At 65.7% G+C, this 15,237-nt stretch carries 19 protein-coding genes; 10 read left to right on the top strand and 9 right to left on the bottom strand.

The window, feature by feature from the left end:
• Positions 1 to 27: 27 nt before the first annotated feature.
• The 6 genes from dnaQ to K7H93_RS07505 all read left to right on the top strand — a co-directional run bounded on the left by dnaQ (position 28) and on the right by K7H93_RS07505 (position 3,581).
• Positions 28 to 729: a DNA polymerase III subunit epsilon gene (dnaQ, locus tag K7H93_RS07530; RefSeq protein ID WP_230783084.1), complete on the top strand. Its 702-nt coding sequence runs from the start codon at positions 28 to 30 to the stop codon at positions 727 to 729.
• Positions 730 to 778: 49 nt separating this feature from the next.
• Positions 779 to 1,345 (top strand): ribosome hibernation-promoting factor, HPF/YfiA family, encoded by a 567-nt coding sequence (gene hpf / locus K7H93_RS07525; RefSeq protein ID WP_054523175.1) that lies wholly within the window; start codon positions 779 to 781, stop codon positions 1,343 to 1,345.
• A 103-nt stretch (positions 1,346 to 1,448) separates the two neighbouring features.
• The gene (locus K7H93_RS07520) at positions 1,449 to 1,910 is read left to right on the top strand and encodes a PTS sugar transporter subunit IIA (RefSeq protein WP_040379194.1); all 462 of its coding nucleotides are present in this window, start codon (positions 1,449 to 1,451) and stop codon (positions 1,908 to 1,910) included.
• Complete coding sequence (locus tag K7H93_RS07515; protein WP_010239563.1) at positions 1,897 to 2,367, top strand: PaaI family thioesterase; 471 nt, start codon at positions 1,897 to 1,899, stop codon at positions 2,365 to 2,367. The genes K7H93_RS07520 and K7H93_RS07515 overlap by 14 nt, the downstream gene beginning before the upstream one ends.
• Positions 2,364 to 2,702 (top strand): DUF1491 family protein, encoded by a 339-nt coding sequence (locus tag K7H93_RS07510; protein ID WP_010239565.1) that lies wholly within the window; start codon positions 2,364 to 2,366, stop codon positions 2,700 to 2,702. The genes K7H93_RS07515 and K7H93_RS07510 overlap by 4 nt, the downstream gene beginning before the upstream one ends.
• Before the next feature lie 216 nt (positions 2,703 to 2,918).
• Positions 2,919 to 3,581, top strand: coding sequence for a cell wall hydrolase (locus K7H93_RS07505; protein WP_054523177.1), 663 nt, complete (start codon positions 2,919 to 2,921; stop codon positions 3,579 to 3,581).
• 76 nt (positions 3,582 to 3,657) lie between these two features.
• Here K7H93_RS07505 and xth read toward each other — a convergent pair whose 3' ends face one another.
• The 3 genes from xth to K7H93_RS07490 all read right to left on the bottom strand — a co-directional run bounded on the left by xth (position 3,658) and on the right by K7H93_RS07490 (position 5,379).
• Positions 3,658 to 4,431, bottom strand: a complete 774-nt coding sequence (gene xth / locus K7H93_RS07500; protein WP_230783083.1) for an exodeoxyribonuclease III — start codon at positions 4,429 to 4,431, stop codon at positions 3,658 to 3,660.
• 155 nt (positions 4,432 to 4,586) lie between these two features.
• Positions 4,587 to 4,916, bottom strand: coding sequence for a HesB/IscA family protein (locus K7H93_RS07495; RefSeq protein ID WP_010239572.1), 330 nt, complete (start codon positions 4,914 to 4,916; stop codon positions 4,587 to 4,589).
• Positions 4,917 to 4,947: 31 nt separating this feature from the next.
• Positions 4,948 to 5,379 (bottom strand): CBS domain-containing protein, encoded by a 432-nt coding sequence (locus K7H93_RS07490; RefSeq protein ID WP_054523180.1) that lies wholly within the window; start codon positions 5,377 to 5,379, stop codon positions 4,948 to 4,950.
• Positions 5,380 to 5,467: 88 nt separating this feature from the next.
• On the opposite strand from K7H93_RS07490, the gene K7H93_RS07485 reads away from it, so the two are divergent.
• Positions 5,468 to 5,791, top strand: coding sequence for a hypothetical protein (locus tag K7H93_RS07485; RefSeq protein WP_040379218.1), 324 nt, complete (start codon positions 5,468 to 5,470; stop codon positions 5,789 to 5,791).
• Between the two features lie 6 nt (positions 5,792 to 5,797).
• Here the strand turns inward: K7H93_RS07485 and K7H93_RS07480 are convergent, their stop codons facing one another.
• The 5 genes from K7H93_RS07480 to K7H93_RS07460 all read right to left on the bottom strand — a co-directional run bounded on the left by K7H93_RS07480 (position 5,798) and on the right by K7H93_RS07460 (position 10,982).
• On the bottom strand, positions 5,798 to 6,184 hold the full coding sequence (locus K7H93_RS07480; protein ID WP_230783082.1) for a (2Fe-2S) ferredoxin domain-containing protein: 387 nt from the start codon (positions 6,182 to 6,184) through the stop codon (positions 5,798 to 5,800).
• Complete coding sequence (locus K7H93_RS07475; RefSeq protein ID WP_230783081.1) at positions 6,181 to 8,316, bottom strand: S9 family peptidase; 2,136 nt, start codon at positions 8,314 to 8,316, stop codon at positions 6,181 to 6,183. Before K7H93_RS07475 ends, K7H93_RS07480 begins: the two co-directional genes overlap by 4 nt.
• A gap of 89 nt (positions 8,317 to 8,405) precedes the next feature.
• On the bottom strand, positions 8,406 to 8,882 hold the full coding sequence (locus K7H93_RS07470; RefSeq protein ID WP_230783080.1) for a DUF2497 domain-containing protein: 477 nt from the start codon (positions 8,880 to 8,882) through the stop codon (positions 8,406 to 8,408).
• Positions 8,883 to 8,907: 25 nt separating this feature from the next.
• Complete coding sequence (locus tag K7H93_RS07465) at positions 8,908 to 10,380, bottom strand: TolC family outer membrane protein (protein ID WP_230783079.1); 1,473 nt, start codon at positions 10,378 to 10,380, stop codon at positions 8,908 to 8,910.
• A 2-nt stretch (positions 10,381 to 10,382) separates the two neighbouring features.
• Positions 10,383 to 10,982 carry a protein-L-isoaspartate O-methyltransferase family protein gene (locus K7H93_RS07460; protein ID WP_230783078.1) on the bottom strand — a complete coding sequence of 200 codons (600 nt, stop codon included), beginning with the start codon at positions 10,980 to 10,982 and terminating at the stop codon, positions 10,383 to 10,385.
• Positions 10,983 to 11,153: 171 nt separating this feature from the next.
• Here K7H93_RS07460 and K7H93_RS07455 point away from each other — a divergent pair, with 171 nt between their 5' ends.
• The 3 genes from K7H93_RS07455 to K7H93_RS07445 all read left to right on the top strand — a co-directional run bounded on the left by K7H93_RS07455 (position 11,154) and on the right by K7H93_RS07445 (position 14,761).
• Positions 11,154 to 12,671, top strand: a complete 1,518-nt coding sequence (locus tag K7H93_RS07455; protein WP_230783177.1) for a fumarate hydratase — start codon at positions 11,154 to 11,156, stop codon at positions 12,669 to 12,671.
• A gap of 142 nt (positions 12,672 to 12,813) precedes the next feature.
• On the top strand, positions 12,814 to 14,037 hold the full coding sequence (locus K7H93_RS07450; RefSeq protein ID WP_420840377.1) for a sensor histidine kinase: 1,224 nt from the start codon (positions 12,814 to 12,816) through the stop codon (positions 14,035 to 14,037).
• Positions 14,027 to 14,761 (top strand): LytR/AlgR family response regulator transcription factor, encoded by a 735-nt coding sequence (locus K7H93_RS07445; RefSeq protein ID WP_010239599.1) that lies wholly within the window; start codon positions 14,027 to 14,029, stop codon positions 14,759 to 14,761. Before K7H93_RS07450 ends, K7H93_RS07445 begins: the two co-directional genes overlap by 11 nt.
• 110 nt (positions 14,762 to 14,871) lie before the next feature.
• Here the strand turns inward: K7H93_RS07445 and K7H93_RS07440 are convergent, their stop codons facing one another.
• Positions 14,872 to 15,171, bottom strand: a complete 300-nt coding sequence (locus K7H93_RS07440; protein WP_230783076.1) for a UrcA family protein — start codon at positions 15,169 to 15,171, stop codon at positions 14,872 to 14,874.
• Positions 15,172 to 15,237 lie beyond the last annotated feature (66 nt).

Here is a 15,237-nt window from a genome sequence, read left to right as displayed (position 1 = left end):
TGGCCCATGGAGGCCGATACTCCGGCCATGCGCGAAATCATCTTCGATACCGAAACCACCGGGATCGACCCCAAGCAGGGGCACCGGATGGTCGAGATCGGCTGTGTCGAGCTGGTCGACCGGATGCCGACCGGCGAAACCTTCCACGCCTATTACAACCCCGAGCGCGACATGCCCGCCGAGGCCGAGGCGATCCACGGGCTGAGCGCGCAGTTCCTGGCGGACAAGCCGCGTTTCGCCGATGCAGTCGACGAGTTTCTCGATTTCGTCCGAGACGACATGCTGGTGGCGCATAATGCCGGGTTCGACTTCGCCTTCCTCAATGCCGAGCTGGAGCTGTGTACGCGCGAACCGATCTGCCTGACCCGCAAGATCGACACGCTGGAAATGGCACGGCGCAAGAACCCGGGAGGCAAGCATTCGCTCGATGCGCTGTGTTCGCGCTACGGGGTCGATCGCAGCCACCGCGTGTTCCACGGCGCTCTGCTCGACGCGGAGCTGCTCGCGCAGGTCTATATCGAGCTGACCGGCGGGCGGCAGATCGCGATGGGCCTGATTGGCGAGCTTGGCGAAGGCGATACCGCTCCGGCGGAGCCCGAACTGGCCGCGATGCTTCCCTCCGGCGATCGTCCGCGGCGCCCGGCCCGGCCCCATTCCGCGAGCGAACAGGAACTCGCGGCCCACGCGGCCTTTCTTGACCGTATGACAAGACCTATCTGGCATAGATAGGCCCCGCCCTCCCCCCGAAGGCGGCCAATAAGAAGGAGTATTGCTGAGCATGGATGTCAGGATTTCGGGCCACCAGATCGACACCGGCGCTGCGTTGCAGGAAAACGCGACCGATCGTCTCGCAGCCATCGTCGACAAGTATTTCAGCCGCGCGATTTCGGCCCACGCCACCTTCGGCAAGGTGCCGGGCGGGGCTTTCTCGTGCGATATCGTCGCCCATATCAAGCAGGGCCTGACGCTGAAGTCGCGCGGTGAGGCGCATGACATCCACCAGGCACTCGACGCGTCGGCCGCCAAGCTCGAAAAGCAGCTGCGCCGCTACAAGCGCCGGCTGAGCGAGAAGCACACCGACCGCGCGCTGTCGCCCGAGGCGGAGGAAGCCGCCTACCGGATCTTCGCCGCGCGCGCCGAAGAAGACGAGAGTGAGGTCGATGAAGCGGCACCCGTGGTTGCCGAGACCAAGACCGACATCCCCGAAGTCTCGGTCGCCGATGCGGTCATGCTGCTCGATCTGCGCGACACCAATGCGCTGTTCTTCAAAAATGCTGGCAGTGGCCGCCATAATATGGTCTATCGCCGCCACGACGGCTCGATCGGATGGGTGGAGCCTCACTGACGCGCCAGCGGTTCGGCATTGATGCCAACCAGCAAGGGCGCGCCCGCCGCGCCTCTTGCGGCATCACGCCAGACCTGACGTCAGCTCACGAAAGCACAGTACCTTGCCGAGTCCGTTCCGATTGCTTCCCGAGGCGGTTCGCTGCGCCCATTGCAGCGACAAGCGTGCCATCCTTGCCGAGCTCGCGCGCGGATTTGCATCCGCCTACGGGCTCGACGAGGGCATGGTGCTGGACGCGCTGCGCGAACGCGAGGCGCTCGGCAGCACCGGCTTCGGCCGGGCAGTTGCGATCCCGCACGCCCGGCTGGAGACGATCGATCGCCCGCTGGCGATGCTGATTCATCTCGACCGCGACGTCGATTTCGACGCTGCCGACGGAATCCCCGTGCGGCTGGTGGTGGGCCTGCTCTCGCCCAGCGATGCGGGTGCGCAGCACCTCCACGCACTCGCGGCGATATCCCGCGTGACGCGTGACGAACGCGTGCTGCACCAGTTGTTCGAAGCGCGCAGCGAGGAAGAGCTGTTCGCGATCATCGCGAATTCGGGTCTGCGTGACGCAGCCTGAGGACTCCCCCGGGCCCGCCGCCCATTATCGCGCGCTCGAGCGACTCTATCGCTCGGCCCCGATCAACGCGCTGTTCGCATCGGGTCTCACCATCGAGGGTGAAGGCCGTGCGCGGATCGAGTTCGATATTACCGAAAGCGTCTATCACGCGGCGGGTGCGGCGCATGGCACCGTCTATTTCAAGATGCTCGACGATGCGGCCTTCTACGCCGCCAACACCCTGGTCACCGACCGATTCCTGCTGACGACCGCGTTCAACGCCCATTTCACCAAGCCGGTGCGCGAGGGGCGGGTGACTGCGTCGGGCGTGTGGATCAGCGGGCGACGGCGCGTGCTGGTCGCCGAATCGCGGCTGGTCGACGAAGAGGGTGACGAGATCGGGCGCGGCACCGGCACATTCATGCGCTCGCGAATCCCGCTTTCGGGCCTCGAAGGATACGCGGACGAATCGCAATGAGCGATTCGCGGCTGCCGACTCACCTGCTGGTGAGTGCTCTTTTGCGGCAAGTTTCGGCAGACGGTGGCAATGGAGTTATCCTTGCCAAAGGTGACCGTGAAAGCGGCACCTATATTGTTTTGCTGCGCGAGCGAGACGGAAGCGTGAAACTAGTTGAAAGGCGCCCGTCCGCCGGGTTTGGCTTCGAATGGCAAGTAACGCAGGAGAAAACCCCTGAAAACGAAGGGGAAATCTACGAATATTGCGATCGCAGACATGCCCAGGACGAAGATTTGTGGGTCGTCGAGGCACAGGTCGAAAATGCACAACGGTTCGTCGCACAAATGCGGCCTTAACTTGACCTAGCGCGCCGCACAGACGAAGGGCCCGCGACTTCGAATTTGCGCAGGCGGTCGAAGCGGCAATACGGTCGCATCGATAAGCACGCAGTCGGGGAACGGCCGGCAGGCCTTTCAAGAACCCTCACACCTTACACAACTTCAACAAGCGCTTCGGCGCGTGATGGTTCCAGCCTGCGTCTGTGTTCGTTCACCGCCCTTTGAACGGGATCAATGGGTAGCAAGACGAAATTCGGCTTTGCGGCGTTTGTCGCAGCTGGACTGATCGCATCCGCAGGGTTCACCTACGCGGACGCGCAAGCCCAACAGGGCGACACTGAAATTTCCATCGCGCCGCAGCCGGAGGCTTCGGCCGATCCGGTGTTCATCTCCGAAGAAGTGGTTCAGCCGCTGCCGGAAGAGAACACGAGCAAGGCGGACGAGACGGCGCAGGTCGCCGACGCAGCCACGCCGCAGGCATCATCGCTGCGCGAACTGGTCGCCGAGGTCGATGCACCCGCGACGCTGTCGCGCCAGCTCGAATGCCTGGCAGGCGCAGTCTATTTCGAAGCGCGCGGTGAGCCGATCGAAGGCCAGCTGGCGGTGGCGCAGGTCATCATCAACCGCGCCGAATCCTCCGCCTTCCCTTCGGATTATTGCGGGGTTGTCACCCAGCGTTCGCAGTTCTCCTTCGTGAAGAACGGCGTCATCCCCAGCCGCCGCAGCAATGCCGCTGCGTGGGAACGCGCGCGCAAGATCGCGCGGATTGCGCACGAAGGCATGTGGAACAGCGCGGCGGAAGACTCGCTCTATTTCCACGCGACCTATGTGAAGCCGAGCTGGGCGCGCAAGAAGGTCGCACGGGCAACCATCAAGACGCACATCTTCTACCGGTAAGCGATACCGGATCGATTTTTTGAAGAGGGGCGCGGCACGGGAGGGTGCTGCGCCCCTTTCGCGTGATGGTACATCCTCAGGCGATCTCGACCCACACGGGTGCATGATCGCTGGCCTTCTCGCGGCCGCGTGCATGCTTGTCGACGCCCGCCGCCTGCAAGCGGTCTGCGAGTTCGGGCGAGAGCAGGCAGTGGTCGATGCGGAAGCCATGATCGCGCTGCCAGGCGCCGCGCTGATAGTCCCAGAAGGTCCACACCCCGCCGCGCGGGTTGAGCGTGTCGATCGCGTCGGTCCACCCGTCCGCCAGCAGGCGGGCGTAGGCATCGCGCGATTCGGGCTGCATCAGCGCGTCGTTCGCCATCGCGGGCGGCGACCACACGTCCTTGTCCTGCGGGATGACATTGAAATCGCCGAGCACGATCGTGGGCTTCTCCTGCGCCCACAGCGCCGCCATACGCGCGCGCAGCCGCTCCATCCACGCCAGCTTGTAATCGAACTTGGGGCCGGGATGGGGATTGCCGTTGGGCAGGTAGAGATTGGCAACGACCACGCCATCGACCTCGACCTCAAGATAGCGGGCCTGATCGTCGCTCTCGTCACCGGGCAGGCCGCGCTGTCGCTCTTCCATGGTCAGACCCTGCTTGGCGAGCACGGCGACCCCGTTGAAGCTCTTCTGTCCGTGCCACAGCGCCTGATAGCCGATCTTCTCGAACTCGCTGGCAGGGAAGCCGTCGTCTTGCGACTTGATTTCCTGCAGGCACGCGACGTCGGGCTGCGTTTCCTCCAGCCATTCGAGCAGGCGGGGCAGACGGGCCTTGATCCCGTTTATGTTGAAGGTGGCGATTTTCATTTTTTCTGGCTGTCCATCTTGTCAGATGGACATGGCGGTACCAGCCCACACCCCCACCCGGCCAGCCCATGGAATTATCCTGTCGGGTTGGCCGGGTGGGGGTGTGGGCTGGTACCGTGCAAGCGTTTGGCCGAAGGCGAAACGCGGACCATGCATTAGATGCCGAAGCTGGAACCGCAGCCGCAGCCCGCGGCCGCCTGCGGATTCTCGACCTGGAAGGCCGCCCCGCCCAGCGATTCGACGAAATCGACCTTGCTGCCTGCCACCAGATCGAGGCTGACCGGATCGACCACCAGTGTCACCCCGTCGGTTTCGCTGGTCAGGTCGTCGCTCTCGGGCCCATCGGCCAGTTCGAAGCGATACTGGAAGCCCGAGCATCCGCCGCCATCCACGGCAAGCCGCAAAACCGCGGGCTTGCCCTGCTTGCTGGCAATGGCGGAGACGCGCGCTGCGGCGGCTTGCGTGAGAGCGGGAGTATCGGTCATAGCTACGATATGGGCGCGAGGGGGCCTTGCCTCAAGCCGTCTGGATGTAGCTACGCAAATCCTCTGCCTCTCGCTCCACCTCGTCGAAGCGCGATTTGACCAGATCGCCGATCGAGACGAAGCCGAGCAGTGCATCGTCCTCGACCACCGGGAGGTGACGAATGCGCCGCTTGGTCATAAGCGCCAGCGCCTGGTCGATCTTCTGATCGCGCGTCACGGTGATTGCGGGTGAGGTCATGACCTCGCCCACCGGCCTTTCGAGGCAGGACGGGCCTTGCGCAGCCATGCAATAGATCACGTCGCGTTCGGAAAAGATGCCCGCGACCTTGCCGCCGTCCATCACCGGCAGCGCGCCGATCCGCTTTTCCGCGAGCAGCGCAACCGCGTCGCGCATCGGAGTTTGCGTCTGGCAGCTCACGATGTCATGAGGATCGCGATCCGCGACAAGCCGTTCGATATCCATCCTCAGCTCTCCTTTTTTGGGAGGAGGATCATGACACGAAGGGTGCGTTTTGGCGAATCTGCGCGACACCCTGCCACAGGAGGGCCCGATGCCGCCCAAATCCCCGCTTGACGATCCCGAACAGGCCGCCTTCGCCTGGGCGCGCTACAAGCGGATCATGCGCTTCATGCTGCTGGTGACGATTATCGTGGTCGCGGCCGCAATGGCGGCGATCTTCTGGAGTGAGGCGGAGGTCAGCCCGCATTTCTTCATCGCGGTCGCGCTGGGCATCGGGCTGACGATGCTGCTTGCCAGCGCGCTGATGGGGCTGGTGTTCCTCTCCAACGGCACCGGCCACGACGAATCGATCCACAATCCGCTGGCCGACGAGGATGGCTGGCACGACAGTGGCGAGGACGACTGGCGGCGCTGAGAGCCCTCAGCGCTCCGGATACAGGCGATACGCCTCCACCGGCTCTCCGCCGATAAGGTGTTGCTGGATGATCTCCTCCAGCACCTCAGGCGTGCAGGAGTGGTACCAGACGCCATCGGGCTGGACGAGTGCGATCGGCCCTGCATCGCAGATCTGCAGGCAATCGGCCTTGGTCCGCCGGACCAGCAGATCCTGCCCGTCATCTTTAGACGGGCCAATGCGCAGCTCCTTCAGGCGTTTCTTGAGGTAGTTCCAGGATTCCTTGCCCTGCGCGCGGTCGCAGCACTTCGCCTTTTCCGGCATTGCGCACAAGAAGATGTGCCGCGCGGCGCGCTCTCCACCCGTCTTGGCGAGCGCCTCGCGCGCCTTGCGCAGTTCCTTCGCCTTGTTCATTCGGAGCGTTCGCCCAGCCAGCGGTCGAGCCACGTGAACACGGTATCGTGCCATTGCAGGGAATTTGCAGGCTTTAGGACCCAGTGGTTCTCGTCGGGGAAGACCAGCAGCTGCGAGGGGATGCCGCGTTCCTGCAAGGCGGTGAAGGCGCCGATGCCCTGGGTATAGGGCACGCGGAAATCCTTCTCCCCGGTTACTACCAGCATCGGCGTCTGCCAGTTGTCGACGTAATTGACAGGGTTCCAGCGCTCGTAAGTGTCGCGCGCCTCGGCATAGCTGCCGCCGAAGTCCCAGCGGGGAAACCACAATTCCTCGGTCGCGTAATAGAAGCTGCGCATATCGAACAGGCCGTCGTGCTGCACCAGGCAGTCGAACCGGTCGGACCATTTCCCGGCGATCCAGTTCATCATGTAGCCGCCGTAGGACGCGCCCATCGCGCAGGCCCGGGTCCCGTCGATCTGCGGATCGAGCGTGAGTGCTGCGGCGAGGCCCTTTTGCAGGTCCTCCAGCGGCTTGCCGCCCCAGTCGCGGTTGATCGCATCGGTGAAGGCCTGCCCGTATCCGGTCGATCCGTGGAAATCGACCGAGATCACCGCGTAGCCCTGGCTCGCCAGCACGCGGGGGTTCCAGCGGCTCGACCAGCCATCGTTGAACGAACCCTGCGGCCCGCCGTGGACGTAGAGAATCGCAGGCAGCGGCCCGGTGGCGCCGGAAGGCTTGGTGATCTGGCCCCAAACGGTGTCGCCATTCGCGCCCGCGAAATCGAACCGCCGGGTCTCGACCGGGGCGAGTGCATCGATCCGGTCGGTCGCGACGCTGGTCAGCCGGTCTGCCTCACCCCAGTTGCGCGAGAGGTAGACTTCGGCCGGGGCGGCGATCGAATCACGGGTGAACAGCAGGCGCTGACCATCCAGCGGAGTCACATTGCCGATATGCGCTTCGTTGCCGGGCATCAGGTCGAGCTTGGTCACCGTGCCGGTGCGCGGGTCGATCCGGAAGGCGGGCGTGTCGAGCACGTCCTGCGCGGTGGCCACGATCCAGCGCGAATCGGGGGTCCACGCGAGCGAACCGAAGCTCCGGTCGAAATCCTGCGTCAGCGCGCGCGTCTCGCCGGTGGCCAGATCGCGCAGCATGATCCGCAGCCGATCCGCTTCGTATGCGGGCCGCTCCATCGCGAGAAAAGCGAGCCATTTGCCGTCGGGTGACGGTGCGGGGGTGCCGTCGGTCGCCTTGTTCGCATCGGTCAGATTGGCGGGGGCGGTGTCCCCCATGGTGAAGCTGTAGATATCGGTGTCGGTCGAGGTCGGCTCTGCCGCATCCGATTCACGGGCGACGAAATAGAGTGTCTTGCCGTCCGGGCTCCACGCCATGTCTTCCAGCCCGCCGAAGGGCTGCAGCGGCGTGTCGCCGACCAGCGCGCCTTCCCCGTCGGGCCCGTCGACCGCGACGCCCGGGCCACGCGCCTTGCCGCCCGACAGCGGGAACACGAACACGCGGCTGAACACATCGGGCGTCTCCCACGTATCCCAGTGCCGCACGAAGCCGTCTTCATTGTCGTAGAGCCTGCCGGAACCGGTCGCAGTGGTGGCGGCATCGGGGCAGTCGAACTGCGCGCAGCCGCGCGGAACATTGCCGAAGATCGCGAGGCTTTCGCCATTGGGCGAGACTTCGAATCCGCCGACCTCGCGGGTCAGCTGGGTCACCTGATGCAGATCGGCCAGCGTGCTGTCGCCGCGCAGCGCCCCGCGCCACACCTGTGCGCCGGTCGACCCTTCGCCGCCGGGCGCGAGGAAATAGACTTCGTCATCGCCGACGAACACGGGCGAGGACGCGCCTTCGGGCATGGTCACCGCGACCTCATCCCCCGTGGCGATCGTGCGGGCCCGGTACTGCGTGCTGCGGGCAAGCGATTCGGAATCGGTCGTGGTGACCGAATAGAGCGCCAGAGTGCCGTCATCATTGGCGCTCGGGCCCCCGAGACGCGGCATGGTGACCAGGTCGAGCGCGGTCATCGGGTGCGGGGACGTTGGCTGGGCGGCGCTGCTCTGAGCAGTCTCTTGCGCGATCGCGGGGGTGGTGACGAACGCCGCGGAGGCGGCGAGAAGGGCGAGCGGTTTGAAAGCCTTGCGCATGGCGCGCGAAACTAAGCCTGTCGCTGCGCCTCGCAAGCGAATTCTGGTGACGAGTCGGGGTGGGCCGGGGCGAAAACCCGCAGCGGTGATCAGCCCTGCTTCTTGACGATTCGCGCGATTTCCTGGCGGACCAGTTCCTCCACCATCGGCGGCAGGTTCTTGTCGAGCCAGTCGGCCAGCATGGGGCGCAGCATTTCGCGTGCCATGCCTTCGAGCGAGGTCTCGCCCGAGCGCACGATCTGCGGCTGCGCGCCCGGCTCTGCCAGCAACGCGAGGGTCGCGAGATTGTCGCGCATGGATTCGCGCGAGGTGGCGCTCATCAGAGGTTCGTCCTGTTCGTCTTCATGGTTAGCGGCGTGCCCGCCGCCCGTCGCATCGTCGTCATCGACCAGGTCGGCTTCGGCCAGATCGAACACCTCGTCGGCCTCTTCCTCAAGAACCGCTTCCGTACGGCTGGCGCGTTCGCGCCGCCGCCGCGCATCCAGCGCGCCCGCGCGGTTGTCGCGCGCGATCACCTTCTTGATGGAATCGAGAATTTCCTCGACCGACGCTTCCCCGTCCCGCAAGTTTCCGTCCCCCGACAGTGGTCGTTCAGTTCCGTTCCGGCTCGATCATCGGGCCGTAGACCGTGCCGACTTCCGCGTCGGCGGCGGGAATGTCAACGGTCCGTGTGCCGGCGGCTTCGGGTTCGGGGTCGCGATCCCAGTCGCTCCAGCGGTCCGACACGCGCTCGTAATTCGCCAGCGGATCGTACAGCGCGCCGCCTTCGATGCCCAAATCGCGCGCCTCTGCGCGGCCCATCGCGGCCAGCAGGCTGAAGCCGGCGACGTAAGCGTTACGTCGTGCGGTGACGAGATCGACGCGGGCGAGCAGCAGCTCCTGCTCGGCATTGAGCACGTCGAGCACGGTGCGGTTGCCGATCGAGTTTTCCGCGCGCACGCCTTCGAGGCTGAGTTCGGCAGCAGCAACCGCCTCGCGCGAGCTGTCGATAATCGCCAGCGCGGCGGAATAGCTCGCGTAAGAGGCGCGCACCTGCGCGATCACGTCACGCTCGGCGGCGATCACCTGATCGAGCGCGGCGGACGCGCGGGCCTGTGCCTGGCGTTGCAGCGCTGCGGGGCGTCCACCCTGGAAGATCGGGATCGACAGGGTCAGGCCGGCGGACGAGGCGTCGGCAGTCTGGGGGCTGGGCCCGGTCGGCGAATCGGGGACCGAGCCGAGGAAATTCTGATAATCATAGCCGGCGAAAGCGGACAGGCGGGGAAGGCGGCTCGCCCCGGCGACATCAATATCGTATCCTGCGGCCTGCGCACGTTCGCGCGCGGCGATCAGGTCTGGATTATTGTCCAGCGCGACATCGACCGCCATCCGGGGATCGGCCGGCAGGTTGGGGAGCGGCGGCGGCGGTTCGAGCTCGCCCGGGGCGGAACCGACCAGCTGGATGTAGCTTTCGCGCGCCTGGATCAGTCCGGCCTGGGCCGAACGCAGGTCGCCGCGGGCGAGTGCCAGCCGCGATTGCGACTGGGCAACATCGGTCCGGGTCAGGTCGCCGATCTCAAACCGGTCGCTGGTGGCACGCAGGTTGACCTCCAGCACCTGGACCTGATTGGCGCTCAGGCCGACCAGCGCTTCGCCGCGCAGCACGTCCATATAGGCCGCGACGACCTGGCTGAAGATTGCACTCTCGGTCCCGCGCAGATCCGCACGGCCTGCCTCGACCCGCTGCTCCGCGGCGCGGATCGAGTTCTTGACCGCACCGCCGGAATAGATCGGCACGCCCAGATCGACCCCGGCGCTCAGCGAGCGGGCAGGCGCGAAGAAGCTCGTCGAATTCTGGATCAGCACTTCGGTCAGCGCGGCGGATCCGGTGACGCTCGGCCGTCCGTCGGCCTTCTCGATCGCAACATTCTCGTCCGTGGCGCGCAGTTGGGCCCGCGCGGCCTGCAGCGTGGGGTTGCTGCGATAGGCTTCGGCCAGCGCCTCGTTCAGCGTATCCGCATAGGCGGGCGCGGCGAGAGCCAGAATGCTCGACGCCGTCAGGGCGAGGATGGCGGTGCGTTTCATGATCAGAAAGTCCAGCTTTGCGGCCGGTCGAACGCGGGGAGGCGGGGAAGCTGGCTTTCGACCAGCGTCATCAGCGAAACATCCGCGCCGCTATGGCGGCCAATTGCGAGGCGGGGGACGCCGCGCGAAACAACTCCGGTGACGAGCCTGCCCGACGGGGCCAGCGTGGCTGCCAGCTGCGCGGGCACATGCTCGACCGCGCCATCGACGATCACCAGATCGAACGCGCCGTCGACATCGCCCGACAGCACTTCGTCCGGCGTCGCTTCGCGGAGTTCGCCGACCAGCGGCCGGATCAGCGCAGCGAGATAGGCGGTCGCGGGGCCGATCAGCAGAGTGCGTTCGTCGGCACGCGGCTTCGCATGGGTCAGGATCTGCCCCTGCGCCAGCGGCGGGGCGAGGAAGGCACCGGCACCCAACGGAACCGTCCGGTCGACATAGGCGGACGCCCGCGCGGCTTCGGGCACGTAATCTTCACGCGGGATCGCGGCCATCCGGTCCAGCACCCATGCATCGTTGATCCCGCTGGTGCGCAGCTGGCTTTCGATCATGTGGCGGCGCGCGGCGGTGAAGTCGGGTGCTTTGTGCGCGGTTGCGATCATGTTTCTCGTCTCGTTTTCTGTCGCCGGAGTGGATCGGCGGATGCGGGCCTCGGCGGTGCCTTATAGGGGGCGGAAAGGCTCGCCAAGACCCGCATCACTTGTCGCATAGGCTTGTGCTGCTCTAGTGGCGCTTCGGTTTCGATCAGCAGGAGGTGCCCGTCGATGAGCGACATGACCATTATCAAGGAAGACGATCTCATCGAAAGCGTGGCCGACGCGCTGCAATTCATCTCCTACTATCACCCGATGGACTATATCCGCGCGCTGGGCGAAGCCTACGAGGCCGAGCAGGGCCCGGCGGCGAAGGACGCGATCGCGCAGATCCTCACCAACAGCCGCATGTGCGCCGAAGGGCACCGTCCGATCTGCCAGGATACCGGCATCGTCAACGTGTTCGTGAAGTGGGGGCAGGACTGCCGGCTGGACAGCAAGCGCAGCCTGCAGGACGTGGTCGATGAGGGCGTGCGGCAGGCCTACAATCACCCCGATAACAAGCTGCGCGCCAGCATTCTCGCCGATCCTGCCTTCACCCGCCGCAACACGCGCGACAATACCCCTTGCGTGCTGTCGGTCGAGATGGTGCCGGGCAACACGGTCAGCGTCGATGTCGCCGCCAAGGGCGGGGGCAGCGAGAACAAGAGCAAGTTCAAGATGATGAACCCCAGCGACAATATCGTCGACTGGGTGGTCGAACAGGTGCCCAGCATGGGTGCTGGCTGGTGCCCGCCGGGGATGCTGGGCATCGGCATCGGCGGGACGGCGGAGCACTGCGTGCGGCTGGCCAAGCAGAGCCTGATGGACCCGATCGACATGGGTCAGCTGAAGGCGCGCGGCGCGCAGACCGATATCGAGCAGCTGCGGATCGACATTTTCGATGCGGTCAACGCGCAGGGAATCGGCGCGCAGGGGCTGGGTGGCCTCTCGACCGTGCTCGACGTCAAGATTCTCGACTGGCCGTGCCATGCCGCGGGCAAGCCGGTGGCGATGATTCCCAACTGCGCCGCCACCCGCCATGCGCATTTCACGCTCGACGGGTCGGGGCCGAGCTATCTCGAAAAGCCCGATCTCGACCAGTGGCCCAAGGTCAACTGGCAGCCCGACAGCGCGGCCAAGCGCGTGAACCTCGACACGCTGACGCAGGAAGAGGTGGAGAGCTGGAACCATGGCGACCGCTTGCTGCTGTCTGGCAAGATGCTCACGGGCCGCGACGCGGCGCACAAACGCATCAAAGACATGCTGGAAGCGGGCGAGGAGCTGCCTGTGAGCTTCAAGGGGCGCGCGATCTATTACGTCGGTCCGGTCGACCCGGTGATGGGCGAAGTCGTTGGCCCGGCGGGCCCGACCACCGCCACCCGGATGGACAAGTTCACCGAGATGATGCTCGACCTCGGCCTGCTCGCGATGATCGGCAAGGCGGAGCGGGGCGCCGATGCGGTCGAAGTGATCAGCCGCTTCAAGACCGCCTACCTGATGGCGACCGGTGGCGCGGCCTACCTGGTTGCGCGGGCGATCAAGGAATCGAAGGTCGTCGCGTTCGAGGAGCTGGGTATGGAGGCGATCTACGAATTCACGGTCGAGAACATGCCGGTGACGGTCGCGGTCGATGCGCAGGGCAACAACGTCCACACGCTGGCACCCGCGCAGTGGAAGAAGCGGATCGCGGAGGAAAAGCTGCTCGAAAAGTCGTGAGCGGCACTCGACCGGTGTCCGGCTGCTATCGACCGGCGGCATGGCCTTGCGCGCGCGCGCAGCGCAATGAGGGCGGATCGTGACCGACGTTTCACCTGACACCCCCGCCGCCCGCACATCGAGCGTTCTGCCACTGCGGCTCGTGCTGCTGTCCATCGCGGGACTGTGGCTGACCTATTACGTGCTCGTTTCGCTGCGCGGGCTGGTTGTCGGGCTGGACCTGCAGGAGGCGCTGATGTGGCGCCGGCTGATCGTGTGCCTGGTCGGCGCGGTGGTCACCTTTGGAATGTGGCTGGTGCTGCGGCTGGTCGATTCGCGATCGCTGCAGGTAAAGACCGCGACCGCACTGCTCGTCGCGCTGCCCGCCTCGCTGATGATCGCGCAGGTCAACCAGATGGTCTTCGCCGACGTGCAGGACCGGATCTATCAGGATTACGCCAAGGAGCAGGGGATCGTCATCCGGCGCGATGAATCGGGCAACCTGCTGGTCGAGTTCCCGCCGATCCCTCGCGCACAGAGAACCGGCACCGTCGGCACCACCGGCGCCGCGACCGACCGGCGCGAGATGGACCTCGACGATGGCGAGGGGCGGACCTTCGTGCTTGCCCCCGCACCCAAGGGAGCGGAACGCTGGCGGCAACTGTCCGACATCGCGCTGGGCCGCTATTTCCTGCTGCTCGCCTGGGCTGCGCTGTATCTCGCGATGCTGGCGGGCGCACAGGCCCGCGCGTCACAGGTGCGTGAAGAGCGCTTCCGAACCGCCGCCAAGGCCGCAGAGCTCCGATCCCTGCGCTACCAGATCAATCCGCACTTCCTGTTCAACACGCTCAATTCGCTCTCTTCGCTGGTGATCACCGGCAAGGAAACGCGGGCCGAGGCGATGATCCAGGCGGTCTCCAACTTCTACCGCCACAGCCTGGCGGAGGAGCCGACAGAGGACGTCGCGCTGGAGGACGAGATCGCGCTGCAACGCGACTACCTCGCGATCGAGGAGGTCCGCTTCCCCGAACGCCTGCTGGTCGCGATCGACCTGCCCGACGATCTGGAGCGTGCGCGCGTGCCGGGGATGATCCTCCAGCCGCTGGTGGAAAATTCGGTCCGCTACGCAGTCGCCCGCTCGACCACCCCGGTGCGCGTGTCGATCGAGGCCTTTGCCGCCGATGGGCGCCTGCATCTGGTGGTGGCCGATAATGGCCCCGGTCTTCCCGAGGGGACCGGAGGCGGCTTCGGCATCGGCCTTTCCAACGTGCGCGACCGGCTCAAGGCCCGCTTCGGCTCGCGCGCTCAAGTCCGCTCCGGAAAGGTCGAGGGCGGAGGCTACCGTACAGAACTCATCATGCCGCTGGATTTCAACGATGGACGATAATGGACCCCTGCGCGTCGTACTGGTCGACGACGAACCGCTCGCGATCGAGCGTCTGGAAACCCTGTGCGGCCGGATTGCCGACGTCGAAGTGGTCGGCAAGGCCGATCACGGCGAAGCCGCGCTGGAGGTGATCGGCAAGACCGCGCCCGATCTGGTGCTGCTCGACCTGACCATGCCCGGGATCGACGGGATCGAAGTCGCGCGCAAACTGTCCGAACAGACGACGCCGCCTGCGGTCATCTTCGTCACCGCGCACGAGAGCTTCGCGGTCGAAGCATTCGATCTCGACGCGGTCGACTATGTGCTGAAGCCCGTCGCTGCCGAGCGGCTTGAGCGTGCGATCGGCCGCGCGATCGCGAAGCGGGGCGAGCCTGCGGGCACCAGCGACACCAAGTGGCTGCAGGAATTGTGGGTGCCGCACCGGTCCGAACTGGTCCGTGTGTCGGTCTCGGACGTGCGCCGGATCGATGCCGAGCGTGATTATGTGCGGCTGTTCGTGGGCGAAAAGACCTACCTGCTGCTGCAGACCATCGCCGGGCTGGAGGAAAAGCTCGATCCCGAGGAATACATCCGCATTCATCGCAGCACGATCCTGCGCAAAGACAACATCGCGGGCCTGCGTCATGACGGGCTGGGCGTCTGGTCGGTCGAGCTGGAAGATGGCGAGACGCTGCGGATCGGTCGCACCTACCTGCCCAAGGTGAAGGCCATGGCGGGCCGCTAGGAGCGCCACTGCACGCGTCGGCCTTCGCGCTAGCGTGACACGCACACCCATGCGAAAGCCCCCGCCGGACCGGGATCCGACGGGGGCTTTGTGCGAAGGGGCGAGGGGCGTCAGCCGCCCAGATTGTCGTCCGTCTCCATTGCCGCGATCTGCGCGCGGACCTGCCGGTCGACATTGGCGACACATTTGCGCGCGGCGCTGGGGTTCAGCCGGGTGCCGGTGCGCAGCTCGCCGACACCGCAAACCTTGCGCGCGGCCGCATCGATCCGCTTGTCGAGCGTGGCGCGCCCTTCGGGGCTGCTCAGGTCGAGATCGGCATAGGGTACGCTGACAGACGCGTTCTGGGCCATGGCGGGCACCACCGGCAGAGCGAGGGCGGTGGCGGCGATCAGTACGAGAGACGTCTTCATTGGGGGTCCTCCTTTTATAGGGCGGCGCACCGGGGTTCAGGGGGGATTGGTGCGCCGCCGGACACA

Source organism: Citromicrobium bathyomarinum, assembly GCF_021021475.1.
Classification (GTDB): domain Bacteria; phylum Pseudomonadota; class Alphaproteobacteria; order Sphingomonadales; family Sphingomonadaceae; genus Alteriqipengyuania; species Alteriqipengyuania bathyomarina.
Note: the sequence above shows the minus strand (reverse complement) of the source record. Positions and strands in the feature narration are given on the sequence as shown.

Bases quoted from the DNA above. Each gene is read 5' to 3' on its own strand.
- K7H93_RS07475 (WP_230783081.1), bottom strand. From the start codon at position 8,316: ATGCGCAAGGCTTTCAAACCGCTCGCCCTTCTCGCCGCCTCCGCGGCG.
- K7H93_RS07485 (WP_040379218.1), top strand. From the start codon at position 5,468: ATGCCGCCCAAATCCCCGCTTGACGATCCCGAACAGGCCGCCTTCGCC.
- K7H93_RS07440 (WP_230783076.1), bottom strand. From the start codon at position 15,171: ATGAAGACGTCTCTCGTACTGATCGCCGCCACCGCCCTCGCTCTGCCG.
- K7H93_RS07510 (WP_010239565.1), top strand. From the start codon at position 2,364: ATGAGCGATTCGCGGCTGCCGACTCACCTGCTGGTGAGTGCTCTTTTG.
- K7H93_RS07465 (WP_230783079.1), bottom strand. From the start codon at position 10,380: ATGAAACGCACCGCCATCCTCGCCCTGACGGCGTCGAGCATTCTGGCT.
- K7H93_RS07445 (WP_010239599.1), top strand. From the start codon at position 14,027: ATGGACGATAATGGACCCCTGCGCGTCGTACTGGTCGACGACGAACCG.
- K7H93_RS07455 (WP_230783177.1), top strand. From the start codon at position 11,154: ATGACCATTATCAAGGAAGACGATCTCATCGAAAGCGTGGCCGACGCG.
- K7H93_RS07460 (WP_230783078.1), bottom strand. From the start codon at position 10,982: ATGATCGCAACCGCGCACAAAGCACCCGACTTCACCGCCGCGCGCCGC.
- K7H93_RS07505 (WP_054523177.1), top strand. From the start codon at position 2,919: ATGGGTAGCAAGACGAAATTCGGCTTTGCGGCGTTTGTCGCAGCTGGA.
- K7H93_RS07490 (WP_054523180.1), bottom strand. From the start codon at position 5,379: ATGGATATCGAACGGCTTGTCGCGGATCGCGATCCTCATGACATCGTG.
- K7H93_RS07480 (WP_230783082.1), bottom strand. From the start codon at position 6,184: ATGAACAAGGCGAAGGAACTGCGCAAGGCGCGCGAGGCGCTCGCCAAG.
- xth (WP_230783083.1), bottom strand. From the start codon at position 4,431: ATGAAAATCGCCACCTTCAACATAAACGGGATCAAGGCCCGTCTGCCC.
- dnaQ (WP_230783084.1), top strand. From the start codon at position 28: ATGCGCGAAATCATCTTCGATACCGAAACCACCGGGATCGACCCCAAG.
- hpf (WP_054523175.1), top strand. From the start codon at position 779: ATGGATGTCAGGATTTCGGGCCACCAGATCGACACCGGCGCTGCGTTG.
- K7H93_RS07495 (WP_010239572.1), bottom strand. From the start codon at position 4,916: ATGACCGATACTCCCGCTCTCACGCAAGCCGCCGCAGCGCGCGTCTCC.